Origin of the sequence: Gordonia prachuapensis, assembly GCF_036350515.1 — a bacterium.
In the GTDB taxonomy this organism is placed as follows: domain Bacteria; phylum Actinomycetota; class Actinomycetes; order Mycobacteriales; family Mycobacteriaceae; genus Gordonia; species Gordonia prachuapensis.
In genome coordinates this window covers 502,374-520,261 of the sequence record NZ_JAZDUE010000001.1, presented here as the reverse complement: position 1 = coordinate 520,261, position 17,888 = coordinate 502,374, and the positions used below count along the sequence as shown (strand labels likewise).

17 protein-coding genes are annotated in these 17,888 nt (G+C 67.1%); 13 read left to right on the top strand and 4 right to left on the bottom strand.

What is annotated here, in order from left to right; translation table 11 throughout:
• From V1Y59_RS02380 to V1Y59_RS02365, 4 genes are all read left to right on the top strand, one after another.
• Positions 1-332, top strand: a 332-nt coding sequence (locus tag V1Y59_RS02380; RefSeq protein ID WP_330503209.1) for an IS30 family transposase, incomplete at its 5' end; no start/stop codon positions are given.
• A 264-nt stretch (positions 333-596) separates the two neighbouring features.
• On the top strand, positions 597-1,418 hold the full coding sequence (locus V1Y59_RS02375; RefSeq protein WP_330503208.1) for a hypothetical protein: 822 nt from the start codon (positions 597-599) through the stop codon (positions 1,416-1,418).
• 27 nt (positions 1,419-1,445) lie between these two features.
• On the top strand, positions 1,446-2,636 hold the full coding sequence (locus tag V1Y59_RS02370) for a lipase family protein (RefSeq protein ID WP_330503207.1): 1,191 nt from the start codon (positions 1,446-1,448) through the stop codon (positions 2,634-2,636).
• Positions 2,633-3,328, top strand: a complete 696-nt coding sequence (locus tag V1Y59_RS02365) for a lysoplasmalogenase (protein WP_330503206.1) — start codon at positions 2,633-2,635, stop codon at positions 3,326-3,328. The genes V1Y59_RS02370 and V1Y59_RS02365 overlap by 4 nt, the downstream gene beginning before the upstream one ends.
• Positions 3,329-3,358: 30 nt before the next feature.
• On the opposite strand, the gene V1Y59_RS02360 is transcribed toward V1Y59_RS02365, so the two are convergent.
• Positions 3,359-4,876, bottom strand: coding sequence for a sugar porter family MFS transporter (locus V1Y59_RS02360; RefSeq protein WP_330503205.1), 1,518 nt, complete (start codon positions 4,874-4,876; stop codon positions 3,359-3,361).
• A 151-nt stretch (positions 4,877-5,027) separates the two neighbouring features.
• Entirely contained in the window at positions 5,028-5,570 is a 543-nt protein-coding gene (locus tag V1Y59_RS02355; protein WP_330503204.1) for a hypothetical protein, read from the bottom strand.
• 34 nt (positions 5,571-5,604) lie between these two features.
• Between V1Y59_RS02355 and V1Y59_RS02350 the strand changes: the two genes are divergently transcribed.
• Both V1Y59_RS02350 and V1Y59_RS02345 read left to right on the top strand, forming a co-directional pair.
• Positions 5,605-6,171, top strand: coding sequence for an HhH-GPD-type base excision DNA repair protein (locus tag V1Y59_RS02350; protein ID WP_330503203.1), 567 nt, complete (start codon positions 5,605-5,607; stop codon positions 6,169-6,171).
• A gap of 68 nt (positions 6,172-6,239) precedes the next feature.
• Positions 6,240-7,154, top strand: coding sequence for a hypothetical protein (locus V1Y59_RS02345; RefSeq protein ID WP_431309075.1), 915 nt, complete (start codon positions 6,240-6,242; stop codon positions 7,152-7,154).
• On the opposite strand, the gene V1Y59_RS02340 is transcribed toward V1Y59_RS02345, so the two are convergent.
• Positions 7,124-8,455, bottom strand: a complete 1,332-nt coding sequence (locus V1Y59_RS02340; protein WP_330503201.1) for a WS/DGAT domain-containing protein — start codon at positions 8,453-8,455, stop codon at positions 7,124-7,126. The genes V1Y59_RS02345 and V1Y59_RS02340 overlap by 31 nt on opposite strands.
• 120 nt (positions 8,456-8,575) lie before the next feature.
• Here V1Y59_RS02340 and V1Y59_RS02335 point away from each other — a divergent pair, with 120 nt between their 5' ends.
• Positions 8,576-8,881, top strand: coding sequence for a hypothetical protein (locus V1Y59_RS02335; RefSeq protein ID WP_330503200.1), 306 nt, complete (start codon positions 8,576-8,578; stop codon positions 8,879-8,881).
• A 152-nt stretch (positions 8,882-9,033) separates the two neighbouring features.
• Positions 9,034-10,284 carry an HNH endonuclease gene (locus tag V1Y59_RS02330; RefSeq protein ID WP_330503199.1) on the top strand — a complete coding sequence of 417 codons (1,251 nt, stop codon included), beginning with the start codon at positions 9,034-9,036 and terminating at the stop codon, positions 10,282-10,284.
• A 272-nt stretch (positions 10,285-10,556) separates the two neighbouring features.
• Here V1Y59_RS02330 and V1Y59_RS02325 read toward each other — a convergent pair whose 3' ends face one another.
• On the bottom strand, positions 10,557-11,075 hold the full coding sequence (locus V1Y59_RS02325; protein ID WP_330503198.1) for a hypothetical protein: 519 nt from the start codon (positions 11,073-11,075) through the stop codon (positions 10,557-10,559).
• A gap of 131 nt (positions 11,076-11,206) precedes the next feature.
• On the opposite strand from V1Y59_RS02325, the gene V1Y59_RS02320 reads away from it, so the two are divergent.
• The 5 genes from V1Y59_RS02320 (at position 11,207) to V1Y59_RS02300 (ending at position 17,875) form a co-directional block, all read left to right on the top strand.
• Positions 11,207-13,594: an acetyl-CoA acetyltransferase gene (locus V1Y59_RS02320; protein ID WP_330503197.1), complete on the top strand. Its 2,388-nt coding sequence runs from the start codon at positions 11,207-11,209 to the stop codon at positions 13,592-13,594.
• A 115-nt stretch (positions 13,595-13,709) separates the two neighbouring features.
• Entirely contained in the window at positions 13,710-14,921 is a 1,212-nt protein-coding gene (locus tag V1Y59_RS02315) for an AI-2E family transporter (protein WP_330503196.1), read from the top strand.
• Positions 14,922-14,969: 48 nt separating this feature from the next.
• On the top strand, positions 14,970-15,266 hold the full coding sequence (locus V1Y59_RS02310; RefSeq protein WP_330503195.1) for a YiaA/YiaB family inner membrane protein: 297 nt from the start codon (positions 14,970-14,972) through the stop codon (positions 15,264-15,266).
• Positions 15,267-15,481: 215 nt separating this feature from the next.
• Positions 15,482-16,717, top strand: a complete 1,236-nt coding sequence (locus V1Y59_RS02305) for an acyl-CoA dehydrogenase family protein (protein ID WP_330503194.1) — start codon at positions 15,482-15,484, stop codon at positions 16,715-16,717.
• A gap of 12 nt (positions 16,718-16,729) precedes the next feature.
• Complete coding sequence (locus V1Y59_RS02300) at positions 16,730-17,875, top strand: acyl-CoA dehydrogenase family protein (RefSeq protein ID WP_330503193.1); 1,146 nt, start codon at positions 16,730-16,732, stop codon at positions 17,873-17,875.
• The last annotated feature ends 13 nt before the right edge of the window (positions 17,876-17,888 follow it).

Below are 17,888 nucleotides of genomic sequence, written 5' to 3'. Positions count from 1 at the left end.
ACGCACTCATCACCGCGATGAAGGACCTGCCCGCGCACCTACGCGGGTCGCTCACCTGGGACCAGGGCGCCGAACTGGCCCGACACAAGCAGATCGCGGTCGCGACCGACATGCAGGTGTACTTCTGCGATCCGGCCAGTCCCTGGCAGCGCGGCAGCAACGAGAACACCAACGGGCTGCTCCGCCAATACTTCCCCAAGGGCACCGACCTAAGCGTCTACGGTCCGGCTGATCTCGAGCACGTCGCGCAGGAGCTCAACGGCCGCCCACGCAAAACGCTCGGCTGGGATACCCCAGCCGAGCGTCTGCGTGATCTAATCACCACCCAGTAGAACAGGCAGTGTTGCGTCGACCCCTTGAAACCGCCGCGGTTCGCCCGGGGGTGTCGTCGTTCTCGGCGCCAGGCAGCGTCGGTCGCCCGTGGATCGCGGCGAAGTCACATCTCGGACTCACAACTTGCACGTTGGCGACCGCTCATGCTCTCTTTTAACTTGAGCAACATCTGTCACAGAAGTAACACCCCACAGAAGCAACACCACAGAAGCAACACCACCGGCGTGTCGGTGGTGCCGGTCGTCGAATGGAGAAAAAGGATCATGCTGGGCATCGCGCGGGCACATCGTCCCCGTCGCTCATACGGTCTCCGGGCCGGTACCGCGGCTGTCGTCGTAGCCGCGGCCACCGGGTTGTGTGCCCCACCTGCCGTCGGAACCGCGACGGCTGCACCGGTCGTGGAGCCGAACACGCTGACGCTGCCGGCCATTCCGTTCGACAGTGAGCTCGCGGCCGCGGTGCGACTGCTCAAGGACGCCGGCGTCGACCGGATGGCACTCGATGCGGCCACGGCGATCATGACCAGCGTGGGCCAGCTCTCGACCGAACAACTCGTCGCGGAGGAGGGCTCGGCGCCCGTGGCGGAAACAGATCCGCTGGCCTTGCTGCGGACTCTCGGCATCCAGCCGCTCACTCCCGCGATCTCACCGTTCTGCACCGAGCCGACTGCCGACAATCCGCTCGGACTGGTGACCGCTGGCGCGGGCGCGGTTGCCGGCCCGTGGCCGTTGGCGTCCGAGCCGCTCGCCCCGCTGCAGGAACTGCTCGGCATCGAGGTACCGAAGCTCAATCTCGTCGACGAGGGCGAGACCGCGTACGCCTTCGTGCCGGCCGCGACCGGTGAGGTCACCGACGGTGAGATGCAGGTGGCATGGTTCAACGTCGCCACGCTGCAGGGCGGATTCGCCGACCTCGAACCGATCAGCGACGCACCGATGCTTCGAATGATGCCCGTGCTCTCGGGAGTACGCCTGGCACCGGTGCAGACCGGCGACGGCACCATCCTGTCGGCGGTGTACGGCACGGCGCGCAATGACGGCCGCATGTGCTACTTCTTGCCCGCGGTGGGCATGGTCGAGTCCTGACGAGCCTCCTGACGAAGAGAACAGCAGATGTCCAGCCACCAATCGCGCCGCGTGCCGGCACGCCGGCTCGCACTCCGAGCCGCGGTGCCCGCGGCCGCAGCCGTACTGCTGATGACCGGCACGGCGACCACCGTCGCGACTGCCGCACCCGTCGCTCCCGGCTCCACCCCCGCCGCAGGCCCGGCAGGTTCGGTCTTTGCCAACCGTGCGCTGCCACAGAACCGCTTGACCTCGAAAGCCGGCTCCGGCGCAGCATTCACCTACTGGAGCACCGGCACCGATCGCGAGCCTCGCCTGTCCACCGCGGCGGTTCAGGTTCCGTCGGGACAGGCCCCCACGAGCGGCTGGCCGATCCTGGTCTGGGCGCATGGGAGCCGGGGCATCGCGGACCGATGTGCGCCGTCCACGCAACCGACGAAGGGCGATCGCGACGAGATCACCCGGTGGCTCGACCGCGGCTACGCCGTGGTCACGCCGGACTATGCGGGCTTGGGCACGCAGGGTACGCCGGAGTATTTCGACACCGACACGACGACGCGGAACATCGTCGATGCGGTACGCGCCAGCCGTGACGTCGCCGAGAATCTCGGTCGCCGGTGGGTCGTGGTCGGTGAGGGCCAGGGGGCCACGGCGGCAATCGAACTGGCCCGCACCGGCACCCGGGTGCAGGGACCGAAGCTCGACTACCGCGGGTCCGCGGTCTCGTCGATCCCGGTCGAGTTCGACACACTGATCGGTGGCCTCGGACCCGACACCGGCGCGATGCCCGACGGCGTCGAGTCGGACGTGATGTTCACTCTCAGCGCGATTCGCAACGCCCGCACGACGGTGGACCTCGACCCGTTCCTGACCGATGCGGGCATCAAGTGGCTCGAGCGCGCCACCCAGGTGTGCGCCGACGACCTGACCCGCGAGTTCGGTGGGTCGACCCTCGGATCGCTTTTCCGCCAGCCCCTGTCGGGCAACGGCCAGCTCCTCGACGTCGTCTCCCGTACCCACACGATTCCCATAAAGGGGTTCACCCGACCGGTGATGATGACCCAGAGCCTGTTCGACCAGAACGTCGTCGTCCCATTGTCGCTGCGGTACCTCAACGACGCCCAGAACGCCGACCGCCAGGTCACCGCACGTACGTACCTCGCGATCAACCAGCAGCAGTCGGAGGCACTGTCCGACAACGACATGCGCTGGTTCGTCTCCCGCCTGGCGGGCCGGTGACCAAGCGGACTCCCGTGCTCGACTCGTGGGTACGACATGCCACCGGCCCGGTGTCCTATGCGGCATCGGCCGCGCTGGCGACGGTCGCGGGAGCGGCACATCGGCGTCGCCTGGCCGCGATCACCAAACCACTCCCCCTCGCCCTGTTGGGAGTTCGTACCGCACTCGGCGCCCGCAGGAGGTCGGTCGCCGACAATGCGCTCCTGGCGGGCGCGGTGGCGTTCTCGATCGCCGGCGATCGCGCGATGCTGCTCGAGGAGTTCGCCGAGGAGCCGGCGGAATCCGATCGCCACCTGCGGGTCGGGGCCTCGTTCTTCGCGGGCGCCCAGCTGTGCCTGACCGGCGCGATGCTCCGGCGCGGTGCACGGCCGTCAGTCGCCGGAATGCTGGCGCGGACAGCCGTTCTCGCGGAATCAGCGACCGTGCTGGCGGCACACCGTCCGCGCCTGCTGCCCGTCCTCGGCGGCTACGGCAACACGCTGGCGTTGATGTCGGCGACGGCCGGTGGCATCGACCGGCCCCAACCGCAGATGCGTGCCGGGGGTCTGTTCTTCCTGACGTCCGATCTGGCCATCATCAACCGTCGACACCTCGTCCGGGACCGCCGCCTGGCCGTCGCGGGTGAGGCGTGGGTACTGGCAAGCTATTTCGCTGCGCAGTGGTTGCTCGTCACCGGGCTCGCCGACGACTGAGACAATCTGGATTCGGGGACGACTGTCGGATCACCGCTCGCCCTTCGCCGATCGCATCGCCTCGAGCCGGCTCAGGCGGGAGTCGGCGGCGGCATCCATCTCCTCGAGTTCCATACCCTTGGTCTCTTCGACCTTGGATCGCACGAAGAAGAACGACGCGGCCGCGCAGATCGCGAAGAACCCATAGACCCATCCGAGGCCGAGGGTCTCACTCGCCTCCGGGAACAGCATCGAGATCGTGAAGTTGGCCAGCCAGTTCGCGGCGGTGCACACGCCCAGCGCGACACCGCGAATCCGGTTGGGGAACATCTCACCCAGCATCACCCACATGACCGGGCCCCAGGTGGCGGCGAAGAAGATCACGAAGAGGTTGGCGCCCACGAGGGCGATCGGACCCCAGGGGTCGGGCAGCGCCAGACAATCGGCAGTGGTGTTGCCGGGCGTGCATTGCACGTCGCCGACCATCCCGGATTGCAGATAGGCCGACTGCGTGAACGCGACACACGCCATCACCAGACCGACGAACATCCCGATCGAACCACTCAGCAAGAGTTTGCGGCGCCCTATCCGATCGACGAAAAGGATTGCCACGAACGTCATCCCGACGTTGATCGCCGCAGTGATGACCGATGTCGCGAACGCCTGATCGGTGCTGAACCCGACCGACTGCCACAGCGTGGTCGAGTAGTAGAAGATGGCGTTGATGCCGACGAATTGCTGGAAGATGGCGAGCCAGATACCCACCCACACAAGGGGATGCAAACCGAACGACGGCCCCCTGATGTCCTTCAGTGAGGTGCGCGCCTCGCGCTTGACCGTGATCCGGATCTCCTTGACCCGGTCGAGCGGATTCGGTTCGCCCGTGACGTCCTGCAGGATGCGTGCCGCCTCTTCGTCCCGGTTGCGTCCGACCAGATAGCGCGGTGACTCCGGGATCAGCAGCGCCAGGATGCCGTACACGGCGGCAGGTACCACGCCCACCAGGAACATCCACCGCCACGCCTCCAGGCCCCACCACAGGTCGTTCTCCGGTCCCCCGGCGGCATCCTGTAGCAGTGTGTCCGACAGGAGCGCGGAGAAGATGCCCATCGTGATGGCCAACTGCTGCAGCGAACCCAGTGCACCTCGATACCGGGCGGGCGCGATCTCGGCGATGTAGGCCGGGGCGATCACCGATGCGATTCCGATACCGATGCCGCCCAGCACCCGCCACAGCAGGAGATCGGGCACCGTCTGGGTGTACGCGGTGCCGATCGAGTTGATGATGAACAGCGCCGAACCGAGCAGCATCACACGTTTGCGACCCCACACGTCGGCCAGTCGTCCGGCGAACCAGGCACCGAGAGCGCACCCGAGGAGGGCGATCGCGACAGCGAACCCGGTCATCAGCTCGTGCAGTTCGAAAGTGTCCTCGATGGATTCGACCGCGCCGTTGACGACGGAACTGTCGAAACCGAAGAGGAACCCGCCGACCGCGGCGGCCACGGTGACACCGATGACCTTCGCTGTGTGTTGCTCGGCTGCCTCGGGATTGTGCGACTGCGCCATCTGCCGTGTCCTCACCGTCGTGTTCCGCCGTACCGCTGGGGCGTATGTTGCGCCACGCTACTAGCCGTTGCTCGTCGCTCCGGGTATTCCCGTGCTTTCGATATCGAAACGACAGCGTTCGGGTGTGCGGCCCCGCTCGGGTGTCGGTCGGTCAGGCGGTCGCCCGGCCCCCGCACGACGATGTCCGGGCGTTGACCATCGGGACGAACGCCATCACCCCGATCTTCTGATGGACCGTGAAGGCCACCGGCCCCGGCCCCGGGTGGAGGTCCGCCTGCCAGGTCACGGTCCGCGCCCGGGTGGGCACGTTCACCGTTCCGGTCCGACCGGTGGCCAGATTGCGCCAGTTCACGCGGGTCTCGATGGTGTAGTCGAGAATTCCCGGTTGCGCGCGGTTCGAGGCGATCAAGGAGATCGCGGGGCCCGGAAGGCCGTCGGCCGGGAAGGGGATCTGGTTGAACACGTCGACCCAGATCGGGATCCGCGGGCCCGGCAGCGGGTTGGCACTGTCGCACCGCAGGGTTTTCACGAGGTTGGGTTCGGTGTACTCCGGAATCGCCGACGTCCCGCCTGCGCCGGCGGTCAGGCCGCCGGCGACCACCGCCACGGCGGCGACGACAGCACCACCGAGTCGTGTCGCACGGCCCCTGCGTCCACTGCCCCTGCGTCCACTGCCCCGTCGCTCGATCCCCATGGGCCCTGAGTCTAGGGGTCACTACTATGAGCCCATGGCGAATCTGCAGATTGCCCAGGACCCGGCCGCCGATGCCCTGTTGTCCAGCGACGCCTTCGCATTGCTGACGGGGATGTTGCTTGACCAGCAGTTCCCGATGGAGCGTGCCTTCGCCGGTCCGGCCAAGATCCGCGATCGATTCGGGACCATGGACCCCGAGGCCATCGCAGACGCCGATCCGGAGGCGTTTGCCGACCTGTGCGCGACGCCACCGGCGATCCACCGCTACGGGCGGTCGATGGCCGGACGGGTGCAGACCCTGGCGCGGGTCGTCGTCGACCAGTACGGCGGTGACACCGAGCGGATCTGGACCGAGGCGGCCTCGGGTGCCGACCTGTTCGACCGGATCCGGGCACTGCCGGGTTTCGGTGACCAGAAGGCGAAGATCTTCACCGCACTCCTCGCCAAGCAGCTCGGCGTCAAGCCGTCCGGGTGGACCAAGGTTGTGGGCGACTACGGCAAGGCCGGATTCCGCTCGGTCGCCGACGTGACGGACCCGGTATCCCTGCAGAAGGTCCGGGATTTCAAGAAGGCGGCCAAGGCCGCAGCCAAGAAGAGCTGAGCATCGCGTTCGCGCGAGATGCGAGCAGGGGCTCCCGCCAGATCCTGCCATCACCTAATGTCATGGTCATGGATGAGACCACCGATGGTTCCCGCAGCGTCGTCGAGTTGCCGTTTCGGCTCGGCTTCGCCGTCACCGGGGTCGTCCTCACCGCCGCCGAGTCGGCGGTGTCCATCGCCCGGCTCACCGCCAACAGCGTCCAGCACGAGGTCAATTCCGCGTTGGGGCTGTCAGGCGACGAACTCGGGAACGCCCGCACCCCCATCGCCCTACTGAACCAACTCGCCGAACTACTCGGCCCGGATCGTCCGTTCGGCCGGATTCTCGCCGCCGGCGGTCCGCTGGAGCGACTGTTGAACCCGGATGGGGTGATCGACCGCCTGACCGCACCGGACGGCATGCTCGAGAAGCTGACGGCGAAAGGCGGCCTCCTCGACCAGATGACCGAGGAGGGTGGGATCCTGGTGCGGCTCACCGCGAAAGACGGCCCGTTGGACCGACTGACTCGTCCCGGTGGGGTGGTCGACCAGTTCACCGAGAACGAAGGCATCCTCGAACGGCTGACGTCGCAGGGCGGGATCGTCGACAAGCTGACCGCACCCGACGGCGTGATGGAGAAGGTGACCGCCGACGGCGGGGTTCTCGACCGGATGGCCGCTGATGGAGGTCTCCTCGACCAACTCGTCGGCGCGGACGGCGCAGTCGAACGCGCGATCGCGCCGGGCGGACCGTTGGACCGGATCACCGAACTCACCGAGGTGATCGGGCAGCTGGCGCCGAATCTGCTCGCGATGCAGGACACCGTTCACGAACTGTCGGAAACGGTGGAACTCCTCAACCAGACGGTCGCGCCGTTGGGCGGACTCGCCGACCGGTTGCCCAAGCGACTGACCCGCGGATCTCGCGGTGGCTCGTCGAATCCGTCGATCACCGACGGGTCCGAACGCAACGGCTACTCTCGCGGCGACGAATCCGAGTCCTGATCGATCGCGCGGACGGCATCGATCCCCTCGTCGAGGTATCCGAGGTAGGTGTCGACATCCGGCAGAATGCGCGGGCTCGTGGTGAACGAGATGGCCACGGTGTCGCCGATCCCGTGGACGCCGTGAGTGAGACCCTGTGCGGGCGACAGGGCCGGGAACCCGCTCGTGAACAGAACTCGGCCGCCACCGAGGCGAAGGTCGGCAGCCCCGCGGTACACCGACGACACCACCGTCACGCCCGTGACCCGATCGGGGTGAGCGGTGATGTCGAATTGCCGTGTACCCCAGTGGGTCAGGATCGCCGGGACGGCGTCGTCGGCCCGTCGTTGCGCCGTTCGCGCGGGTTCGTCGTCGAGGTCACGGGCAGAAGCAATCTCGTCCGCGATGGCCGCGGATCGTTGTGCCAGATCGTCGACCTCGAGGTGGAGATCGATCCCGGCATTGCGAAAATTGTTGCGAGAGCTCGACTGATTGCTGCGCCCGATGGTCAGTTCGGCGCCGGCGGACGCGCCACGGAGGTCGAGGTACCGCTCGAGGGCGACCGAAATCGCGGTCAACGCGCCGACTGTCACGGTCGGGCTCGATGAGAAGGTGTCGCGATCGACGACGAGAACCCGCAGGGACCGGTCGGGTCCCGGCGGATTGTTCAGCACGGTCGTCGGGTAGCCGGGCGCTCGCGTCGGCGGCCGATCACGGACCGTACGATATGCGCGCGCCCCCAGCCAGAGCATCCGCCCGACTCGAATCGGAAGGGTCACACAGCCGATCACGGCGGCACCCGCGGCGACGACGGAGGACGGGAGCCGCGAGGTCATGGGCGACCGACAGTCTGGCGGAGGCTCCTGCGGGTCGAACAATTGCCGTGCGATCTCCGAGCTGCGGCGGCCGTCTCCCAGTGCGTGGCAGACCTGTAGCACCGCGACGATGCCCCGGCCACGCGGAGAATCGGGTACGGGCCCGAACAGGTGGATACGCCAAGCATGTCGGGCCGGTTGCAGTTGATCGGCCATCACCATACCGAGCTTCACCAGGCATTCCGGCCAGGACAGCATGCCGCGGTGAACGACGACCTGCTCGTCGTCGACGGAATCCTCGACCCATATGGGGCGGTCGAGGGAGCCGGGGATGTCCAGGACCCGAATGTTCAGGTCCGGGATCGTCGCCGCGCGTCGGCGGAGTCCGTCAGCGAGGTCCCCGAGCGGAACATCCTGGTACTCAAAGGCATACAGCAGGAACTGGTCGCTGGGTATCACCTTCGACATCCAGTACGTCCGCGCGTCGGCGGGCGCCATGCGCTCCATGGTCGAACGGTAGCGCATCGCGCACGGCACCGTGACCGACGGATCTGTGCGTTCACGCCCGAGGGCGCCGACTCCGGTGCAGCATGGGCCAAGGGCCACCACCGGGAAGAGGAGTTGGCAATGTCGGAACGATTCGCCAGGAGACTGCTCATCGAGGCCGTCGAGGGATGCGGGATCAGGCATTGGGCGCGGATCGACGCCTGGGACGGCGTGGGGTGTGCACGTATCACCGACCTCGGTGGCGAGACATTCGAGCTGAACGTGGAGAACCTGTCGTCCGCACTCGTCGTTCACCTCGACGACAACACGCCCCGGTACCCACTGGATGTCGACAGTTATCTCGCCGACGAGATCGTCCAGACCATGCTGTTCGGTGTCGTCATCTACCGCAGCGAGATCAGGCGGCGACCGGCGCTGCAGTCGTGACCGGCCGGCGACCTCGCCCCTGATGGGGCCAATGTGATTTCTGTTCACTGCAGTCCACCACGGTCTACCGCTGTTCACTGAAGGTGCTGGATGTGTTTGCACCACTTCACAATTCACCTTGATTCGAACATATGTTCGTGTACTCTGGAGGCATGAGAACTTCGGGGGATCTCACCACCATCAGCGATCTATTACGCGACCTATGTGTTGATGACCTTTCGGGTCATGACGCGTTCGAGGCGATGCAGGGCGTCCTCACGATGCGCAATCTCATCGACCATCACGCCGCACGCCTCGCCGGCATGCTGGAACGGCTCGGCGTGGCCAGAGACCACGGCCGCAGCACCCGCGAACTGCTCATCGTGATGGGCTTCGCACCATCGGTCGCCCAACGGCTCCTGCGTATCGCCGGATCGCTGGAGGCGTTACCGACCCTGGACGCCCACGCCACCGACGGCGCCATCTCCGCCGAACACGTCGACGCCATCGCCCGCGGAGTCAGCCACATCGCCAGCAGATCAACGGAACCGATCGACGACGCGCTGCGTCTAAACCACGTGACCGACCTTCTCGGACAGTACTTCTCCGGCGCCACCCCCGCCGACATCGACAAACGTGCCCGCACCCTGGGCAACCAACTCGCCGACGACACCGACGGCCTGCCCGCCGCCGAAGACCGCGAACTCAACGAACTCGCCACCCACATCGACGACGACGGCCGCCTGCACCTCACCGCCGACCTCGACGTCGAAGTCGGCGAAAAACTCACCGCCGCCCTCGAAGCACTCGGCAAGCCACGACCCGAACCCGACGGCCGCACCGACCTGCGCACCACCGCGCGACGCCACGCCGACGCCCTGGACACCCTGCTCGACATCGCCGCCCGCATCGACACCGCCGGCGCCATGTCCGCACCCAAAACCCAAGTCCTGCTCACCGTTCCCGCCGACACACCCGACCAGTCCAGCCTGGAGTTCATGGGATCGATCACCGACGCCACCCTGCGCCGCCTCTCGTGTGACAGCAGCATCACCACCATGATCGTCGACGGCGAACGCGTCCCCCTCGACATCGGCCGCGAACAGCGCCTGTTCCCCGCCCACCTGCGACGCGCCCTACACGTACGCGATCAGGGCTGCATCAAATGCGGCGCACCCGCCACCCGAGCCCACGCCCACCACATCATCCACTGGGCCGATGGCGGCGAAACTTCCTTGGACAACGGGTGTTTGCTGTGTCCGGCCTGCCACACCGACATCCACCACAACGGCTGGGACGTCATCATCGGCGCCGACCACCACCCCTGGCTCATCCCACCAGCCACCGTCGACCCGCAGCGCCGACCCTTGCCCGCCCACAACCGACGAACGTTGAACCTCGACAACCTGCCCGCCGCCGCCTGACCCTGCCCCAGCACTAGGCGCCCCACAGATCTCGATACGCCACCTCGCCCAGCGGCTCGGCGGCTACCCGATCAACAAGACCGCACCCGACCCGGTCGGGACCGCATCCGTACCTTGACAACTCCACAGAGTGAAACACCCACGCCACCAACCGGTGTCGCGCACCCGACGGCCACGGCCCGACCCTTCACCAGGTCGGCGCGGTGCGCGGTCCGCGACACCGCCGTCGGGGGGCCAACACGGTTCCGCGGCGTGACTCGCGAGCGGCCCCGTCAGTCGACCGTGGGACCGGCGTCTCGGACCTCGTCCACCCGGCGCATGGCGTCGCGAAGCTCGTCCAGCCACGAATCCGTGTGCTGACCAACGAGTTTCACACACCACGCCAATGCGTCGGACCGGCTCCGCGCTACACCCGCCGAGACCAGGGTGTCGAGTACCTGGCGCTGCGGTTGGCGGAGCCTCGTCATCACCGGCACCGCGAGATGCGTGAACAATTGAGAGGAGTCACCGCACCGCACACCCCACGCGACCTTTCGATCGAAGCGGTGTTCGGCTTCGCGGGCGATCTTGATCCGCTGATCCCGTGTCGATTCGCGGAACCGCGAGATGCGACCCGCCTCGGCCTGTCGGGTCGCCGTCGCATCGGCGTCTGCCTCGACGTCCGGCGGTGCGATCGTGCCGACGATGGTGATCTCCTCACGATCCACCCGGACCTCTGGCGCCTCCGTGAACAGGCCATCGGGAAGTCGTCCCGCGAGCCACCCGGTCACGCCTGCTTGCGTCTCGGACATCGTTCCTCCTACGTCCGGATGATTACTTGTAATCATAGTATTCCGGTAATAGTCGGCCGTCCAGCGTCGCGGCGCAGCAGGTTCCGGGGTCGCGCGGCGGAGCCATCACCTCAGGTGGATTAATGGAACCCATGTCGACATCTGTTCCCACCGAAGCCCTCGACCCGTCCACGCCCGTCATCGTGGGGGTCGGTCAAGCGTCGGAACGCCTGGGCGACTCCGGCTACCACGGACTGTGCGAGGCGGACCTGGCAGCTCGGGCCGTCGAATCGGCCATGGCCGACACCGGCGCACGCGTGCCGTCCATAGCCGCCGAGATCGACACCGTCGTCGGGGTTCGCACCTTCGAGGAATCGAGCCCGTTGTCATCGTCACCGCTGGGCCGCCCGGACAACATGCCACGCGCGGTGTCGAAGCGGATCGGCATGGATCCCCGCCGGGCCGTGCTGGGCGTGACGGGCGGTCAGAGTCCACAAAGCCTGGTGACCGAGTTCGCCGGCGAGATCGACGCCGGACGATGCTCGGCGGCAGTCGTGTTCGGCGCCGAGGTCATGTCGACCGTTCGGCATCTGGTGTCGACCGTCGCCGACGACGAACGACCCGACTTCACCGAAGAGGTCGGTGGCCAGCTCGAGGATCGTGGTTATGCGATCGCCGGGCTCACCTCCCACCAGGAGGCCAAGCACGGCTTTCTGTCGCCGTTGATGCAGTACGCGGTACTGGAGAATGCGCGTCGTCACCGGCTCGGCGAGTCCCGCGGGCGATACGCGCGCAGGATGGGTGAACTCTTTGCGCCGATGTCCCGCATCGCCGCGACGAATCCGCACTCCGCCGCACCGGTGGCGCGTAGTGCGGAGGAACTGGTGACCGTCGACGAGAGCAACCGGGTGGTCGCCGACCCGTACAGCCGATTGATCGTTGCCCGCGACCAGGTCAATCAGGCAGCGGCCGTTGTGATCATGTCGGTGGGGACGGCGCGCGACCTCGGGATCGATACGTCGCGGTGGGTATTCCTTCACGGCCATGCCGACACCCGGGAACGCACTCTCATGAAGCGCCCGGACCTGAGCACGGGACCGGCGGCTGCAGCCGCGGTGCGGCATGCCCTCGAGGTCGCCGAGGTCGACCTCGACGAGGTCGACCACCTGGACATCTACAGTTGCTTCCCGATCGCGGTGTCCAACGTGATCGACCCGCTCGCGCTCGGCGGGGACGACCGACGCGGTCTGACGCTGACCGGCGGCCTGCCGTTCTTCGGGGGGCCGGGCAACAACTACTCGATGCACGCGATCGCCGAGGCCGTCGACCGTTGCCGCAGCACACCGGACTCGTATGCCCTCGTCGTCGCCAACGGCGGTGTTCTCAGCAAGACCTCGGCCGGGGTGTACAGCACGCGGCCGACGCCATGGGTGACCGACGACTCGGCAGGAGTGCAAGAACTCCTCGATACCGTTCCGGCGGTACAGACACGCGACTACGCCGACGGCCCGGCGACGCTCGAGTCGTTCACCGTCATCCCGGGACGGGACGGGAAACGCACGGGCATCGTGATCGGCCGTCTCGGCGACGACGCGCGATTCATCGCGAACGTCCACGCCGACGACGACGCGATGTTCGACCTGCTCGCCGCAGATCACGCGATCGGCAGCAGGATCCATGTGCGGTCGTCGGCCCGCGGCAACCGGGTGTTCACCGACCGGGCAGCGATGCTGCGTCGCCATCCGCCGAGTTCGCCGTCGTTCCGGACGTCGTACGACCACGTCGAGATCCGTCGCGACGGTCACCTGCTGGAGGTGACGATCAATCGTCCCGCCGCCCGAAACGCCTTGCATCCCGCGGCCAACGCCGAGCTCGACGAGGTGTTCGACGCATACTTCGCCGACCCGGATCTCTGGGTGGCGATCCTGACCGGAGCCGGCGACGCCGCGTTCTCCGCGGGCAACGATCTGTCGCAGACCGCGGGTGCCGGACTGGAGGTACCGAAGAACGGATTCGCCGGTCTCACTTCTCGCCGACATCTACCGAAGCCGATCATCGCGGCCGTCAACGGCTACGCCCTCGGTGGTGGCTGCGAGATCGCGTTGGCGTGCCACATCATCGTCGCGGACGAGCGCGCCACGTTCGGCCTGCCCGAGGTCAAGGTCGGGCTCGCGGCGCTGGCGGGCGGACTCGTCCGTCTGCCGGCCGCGGTCGGCGGCGCCCTGGCGCGCGACATGATCCTCACCGGACGCCGCCTCGACGCCGCCGAAGCGCTCGCCGCCGGACTGATCAGCCGGATCGCTCCTGCGGGCGAAGTGATGAACCTGGCTCGCGACGTCGCCGCCGAAGTCCTCGCCGCATCGCCGACGTCTGTCCGGGAGTCACTGCGCGCCATGGAGACCGCAGGCGCCATCCCCGACGAGATCGACGCGATCGACTCGACCGCGAAAGTCATCGACAGCCTGCTGGTCAGCAAGGACACGATCGAGGGGATCACCGCCTTCGTGTCCAAACGTCCACCGCGTTGGACCGGCCGCTGACCGCCCGACCCGAAACGAACACGGCGACCCGAAACCACCGGGCGGAGGTTACGATTCGTCCCGACCATCGGCGCAGTCGGACGCCGCCACCCAGGACGACACGAGAGGCCCGGGAATGACGCTTGAGCAGGCAGGCACCGAAGAGCCGAAGGGATGGTCCATCCCCCGCGGCACGATCGTCTTGCTGTCGGTCACCGGTCTGATCGTCACGGTCGGCGGCATGAAGGCGGTTGCCGGCCTGGTGGGTCCCATCTTCCTGGCCCTCATGCTGACGGTGGCGGTCCAACCGATTCCGGCGTGGCTGCGCCGCAAAGGGCTACCGACCTGGTTGGCCTTCCTGGCGACGCTGCTCGCGGTGTACGGAATCCTGTTGGGCCTCTTCGGCTCTCTCGTCTTCTCGGTTGCCCGGCTGGCGACGATCCTGCCGGAGTACACCGACAAGTTCCAGGGCCTCATCGACGACTTCCAGCAGGTCCTGACCGACCACGGCATCAGCTCGGACAAAGTGCAGGAGATGATCTCCCACGTCGACCCCGGGAAGGCCCTGAGCTATGTGTCCGCAGTGCTCGAGAGCACGCTGTCCGTCGCCTCTGCACTGATCCTGGTCCTCACCCTGCTGCTCTTCATGGCGGCCGACGCCTTGTCGTTCGACAAGCGCATCGCAGCGGTGAGCGACATGCGCCCCGACATCGCCACAGCCTTCCGGAGTTTCGCCCAGGGCACTCGGAGCTACCTGTTGGTGTCGACGGTCTTCGGTCTCATCGTGGCCGTCTTCGACTCGGTGGCGCTGTGGATCATCGGTATCCCGCTGCCGATCCTCTGGGGCCTCCTCTCGTTCATCACCAACTACATCCCGAACGTCGGATTCGTCATCGGCCTCGTCCCGCCGGCACTCCTGGCGCTCCTCGACGGGGGCTGGGGCCAGATGCTGGTGGTCATCGCCGTGTACAGCGTGATCAACGTCGTGATCCAGTCGGTGATCCAACCCAAGTTCGTCGGCGACGCCGTCGGCTTGTCCACCACACTGACCTTCTTGTCATTGGTGTTCTGGGCATGGGTGATCGGACCATTGGGCGCCATCCTCGCCGTACCGCTGACCCTGATGTCGAAGGCGCTGCTCATCGACATCGACCCGTCGACGCGTTGGGCAGACATCCTGTTGTCGTCGTCTGCGCCCAGTGACGACAAACCCGGTGACGACAAACCGGCTGACGACAAACCCGGTGACGACAAACCGGCCGACAGAACCGCATCCTCGGGCGCCGAGTCTCCGCCGGGTAGCGGCACCGGCGACTCCGATTCGGGTGGCTCCCCCCAGCCCGCCTGAGTATTCACACGCATCCCTTCGGGGGCGGCCCCTGGGAACCTGATCGTCATGAGCGCATCCAACGAGATCCCCCAGGCCCCCACCACCGCCGCCTTCTTCCTGCAGGCCGCCATCGCCTTCGCCGTCAGCCTCGGTACGGCGGTCATCGGCATCCTCTATCTCCCCATCGACCCGTGGCAACGCGGATTCCTAGCCATCACGATGCTGTTCCTCACGTCGAGCACGTTCACGCTCGCCAAGGTCGTGCGCGACCGGCAGGAACAGACATCGGTGCGCGCACGCATCGACGGCGCCCGCATGGACAAGCTGATCGCCGAGCACGACCCGTTCAAGAACGTCGCCTGACCGTCGTAGCGTTGCCCCGCCCGACACCCCACCGCAGTCACCTTTCGAGCCCGGATCGCGTGGGACGAGCGCCCCTCATCCCGCGCAATCCGGGCTCCGACCTTTTCTGCGGCAGGCGCCCTCAAGTACATTCGGCGTGTCACATATATTTGATACGTCAGCTTGTGACACGCCCGTGAGCACGGCGTCAGCGAAGACAGGGGTGACAGCTCGAGATGGACATGACATGGTCGGATGCCGACAACGCCTTCCGCGACGAGGTTCGCGAATTCATGGAGGCCAACCTGACCCCTGACCTGCGTGCCGCCGGACGGTTGCGAACCAGCGTGTACGCCGATCACGAAGCCTCGATGAAGTGGCAGGCGATCCTCCACGAACGCGGTTGGGCCGCACCGGCGTGGCCGGTCGAGTACGGCGGCTGCGATTGGAGCCTCGGCCAGCACTACATCTTCAGCCGCGAATCGATCCTCGCGGGAGCTCCGGCGCTGTCGCCGATGGGCATCCGGATGGTGTCGCACGCGATCATGGCGTTCGGCACCCAGGAACAGAAGGATTTCTTCCTGCCCGGCATCCTCGACGGCAGCGTGTTCTTCTGCCAGGGCTACTCCGAACCGGAGGCCGGCTCGGATCTGGCGTCGCTCTCGATGGCCGCGGTCGACGACGGCGACGACTTCGTCGTCACCGGCAGCAAGATCTGGACGACCCATGCCGCCGAGGCCAACTGGATCTTCTGCCTGGTGCGCACCTCGCGTCAGGAGCGCAAGCAGCAGGGCATCACCTTCCTGCTGATCGACATGACCTCCCCCGGCATCGAGGTGCAGCCGCTCGTCATGGCGTCCGGCGAGCAGGTGCAGGCCCAGGTGTTCTTCGACGGCGTCCGGGTACCTAAGGCCAACGTCCTCGGCAAGGTGGACGAGGGCTGGACCGTGGCGAAGTACCTGCTGATATTCGAGCGCGGCGGCGGCGCTGCGGCGCCCGCCCTGCAGGTCATGACCGAGAACATCGCCGAGCGTGCCGGCGCGATGACGGGCCCGTCGGGGGTGCCGTTGATCGAGGAGCCGGCGTTCGCGGCCAAGCTCGCGGATGCACGGGTGCGCGCCAAGATCCTGGAAGTCCTCGAGTACCGCGCGCTCGCGGCGATGAGTTCCGGCGGCGACGCGGGTTCGCTGGCGTCCATGCTCAAGATCCTCGGCACCGAGCTCAGCCAGAAGATCACCGAGCTCGACCTGGAGGCCGCGGGTGTGCACGGCCGCGTGTACCAGCCGCACGCCGCTGCGCCCGGCGGACCGATCAATCGCTACGAACCCCCCGCCGACGGCTACGTCAGCGGCGAGGCCTGGCAAGCGGTCGCGCCACTGATGTACATGAACGATCGCGCCGGCTCGATCTACGCAGGCAGCAACGAGATCCAGCGCAACATCCTGGCCAAGGCCACCCTCGGACTCGGATAGGAACCCGACCTCATGGATTTCACTCTCACCCCCGAACAACAACTCCTGCGCGACGGCCTCAGCAAGTTCCTCGGCGCCCGCTACGACCTCGAGGCCAGCCGTGAGGCGGCCAAGGTCGGTGCCGGCTGGCAGCCCGAGATCTGGCGGTCGTTCGTCGACGAGCTCGGCGTCATCGGCGCATGTCTCCCCGAATCGGTCGGCGGGGACGACGGAGGCCCCGAAGAACTGATGGTCGTCACCGAGGCACTCGGGCATGCACTCGTCATCGAACCGTTCGTGGACACGGTCGTCCTGGGCGCGCGGCTGCTGGCGCGCACCGGAAGTCCCCGCGCGGCCGCCGTCGCCGAGAAGGTCGCCGCCGGCACCGCGCTCACCGCGCTCGCCGCGGTGGAGGACGGTTCGGGTGGCATGCTCAATCATGTCTCGACGCGGGCGGAGCGCTCCGGCGACTCGTGGGTCATCAACGGCGCGAAGGCCGTCGTCACCACCGCGCCACTGGCGGATCATCTGATCGTCAGTGCCCGTACGTCGGGCGACACCCGGGATCGCGACGGAGTGTCGCTGTTCCTCCTGGACCTCGGTGATGGCGCGCCCGAGGGCCTGACGATGCACGCCGTGCGCACGATCGACGATCGTCGGGCCGCCGACCTCACCTTCGCGGACGTCCGGGTCGACGCCGACGCGCTGATCGGGACCGAGGGCGAGGCACTGCCTCTCCTCGAACACGCGTGGGACGAGGCAACGGCCGCGGTGGTCTCCGAAGCGGTCGGCGCGATGCGCAAGGTCTTCGACGACACGGTCGAGTATGCCAAGCAGCGACAGCAGTTCGGCCAGTCGATCGGCAGTTTCCAGGCCCTGCAGCATCGCATGGTCGACATGTACATCGAGCTGGAACAGGCTGTCGCCGCACAGTATTACGCGATCCTGACGCTGAACGCGCAACCCGCCCAGCGGGCTGCGGCGGTGTCCGCGGCGAAGGCCACCGCCAGTCGCGCGGCCCGGTTCATCGGACAGAACGCCGTCCAGCTACACGGCGGGATGGGCATGACCGAGGAGTTGGCCATCGGCCACTACTTCCGTCGACTCACCGCAGTCGAGTACGAATTCGGTTCGGCGGACGCCCATCTGGCGCGATTCGCCACACTGACGAGCAGCTGATCGCCCAGTGGGC

Excerpts from the sequence above, each read along its gene's own strand:
- V1Y59_RS02310 (WP_330503195.1), top strand. The coding sequence starts at position 14,970 with ATGAGCGCATCCAACGAGATCCCCCAGGCCCCCACCACCGCCGCCTTC.
- V1Y59_RS02355 (WP_330503204.1), bottom strand. The coding sequence starts at position 5,570 with ATGGGGATCGAGCGACGGGGCAGTGGACGCAGGGGCAGTGGACGCAGG.
- V1Y59_RS02360 (WP_330503205.1), bottom strand. The coding sequence starts at position 4,876 with ATGGCGCAGTCGCACAATCCCGAGGCAGCCGAGCAACACACAGCGAAG.
- V1Y59_RS02330 (WP_330503199.1), top strand. The coding sequence starts at position 9,034 with ATGAGAACTTCGGGGGATCTCACCACCATCAGCGATCTATTACGCGAC.
- V1Y59_RS02350 (WP_330503203.1), top strand. The coding sequence starts at position 5,605 with ATGGCGAATCTGCAGATTGCCCAGGACCCGGCCGCCGATGCCCTGTTG.
- V1Y59_RS02325 (WP_330503198.1), bottom strand. The coding sequence starts at position 11,075 with ATGTCCGAGACGCAAGCAGGCGTGACCGGGTGGCTCGCGGGACGACTT.
- V1Y59_RS02320 (WP_330503197.1), top strand. The coding sequence starts at position 11,207 with ATGTCGACATCTGTTCCCACCGAAGCCCTCGACCCGTCCACGCCCGTC.
- V1Y59_RS02305 (WP_330503194.1), top strand. The coding sequence starts at position 15,482 with ATGGACATGACATGGTCGGATGCCGACAACGCCTTCCGCGACGAGGTT.
- V1Y59_RS02335 (WP_330503200.1), top strand. The coding sequence starts at position 8,576 with ATGTCGGAACGATTCGCCAGGAGACTGCTCATCGAGGCCGTCGAGGGA.
- V1Y59_RS02300 (WP_330503193.1), top strand. The coding sequence starts at position 16,730 with ATGGATTTCACTCTCACCCCCGAACAACAACTCCTGCGCGACGGCCTC.
- V1Y59_RS02345 (WP_431309075.1), top strand. The coding sequence starts at position 6,240 with ATGGATGAGACCACCGATGGTTCCCGCAGCGTCGTCGAGTTGCCGTTT.
- V1Y59_RS02375 (WP_330503208.1), top strand. The coding sequence starts at position 597 with ATGCTGGGCATCGCGCGGGCACATCGTCCCCGTCGCTCATACGGTCTC.
- V1Y59_RS02315 (WP_330503196.1), top strand. The coding sequence starts at position 13,710 with ATGACGCTTGAGCAGGCAGGCACCGAAGAGCCGAAGGGATGGTCCATC.
- V1Y59_RS02340 (WP_330503201.1), bottom strand. The coding sequence starts at position 8,455 with ATGGAGCGCATGGCGCCCGCCGACGCGCGGACGTACTGGATGTCGAAG.
- V1Y59_RS02370 (WP_330503207.1), top strand. The coding sequence starts at position 1,446 with ATGTCCAGCCACCAATCGCGCCGCGTGCCGGCACGCCGGCTCGCACTC.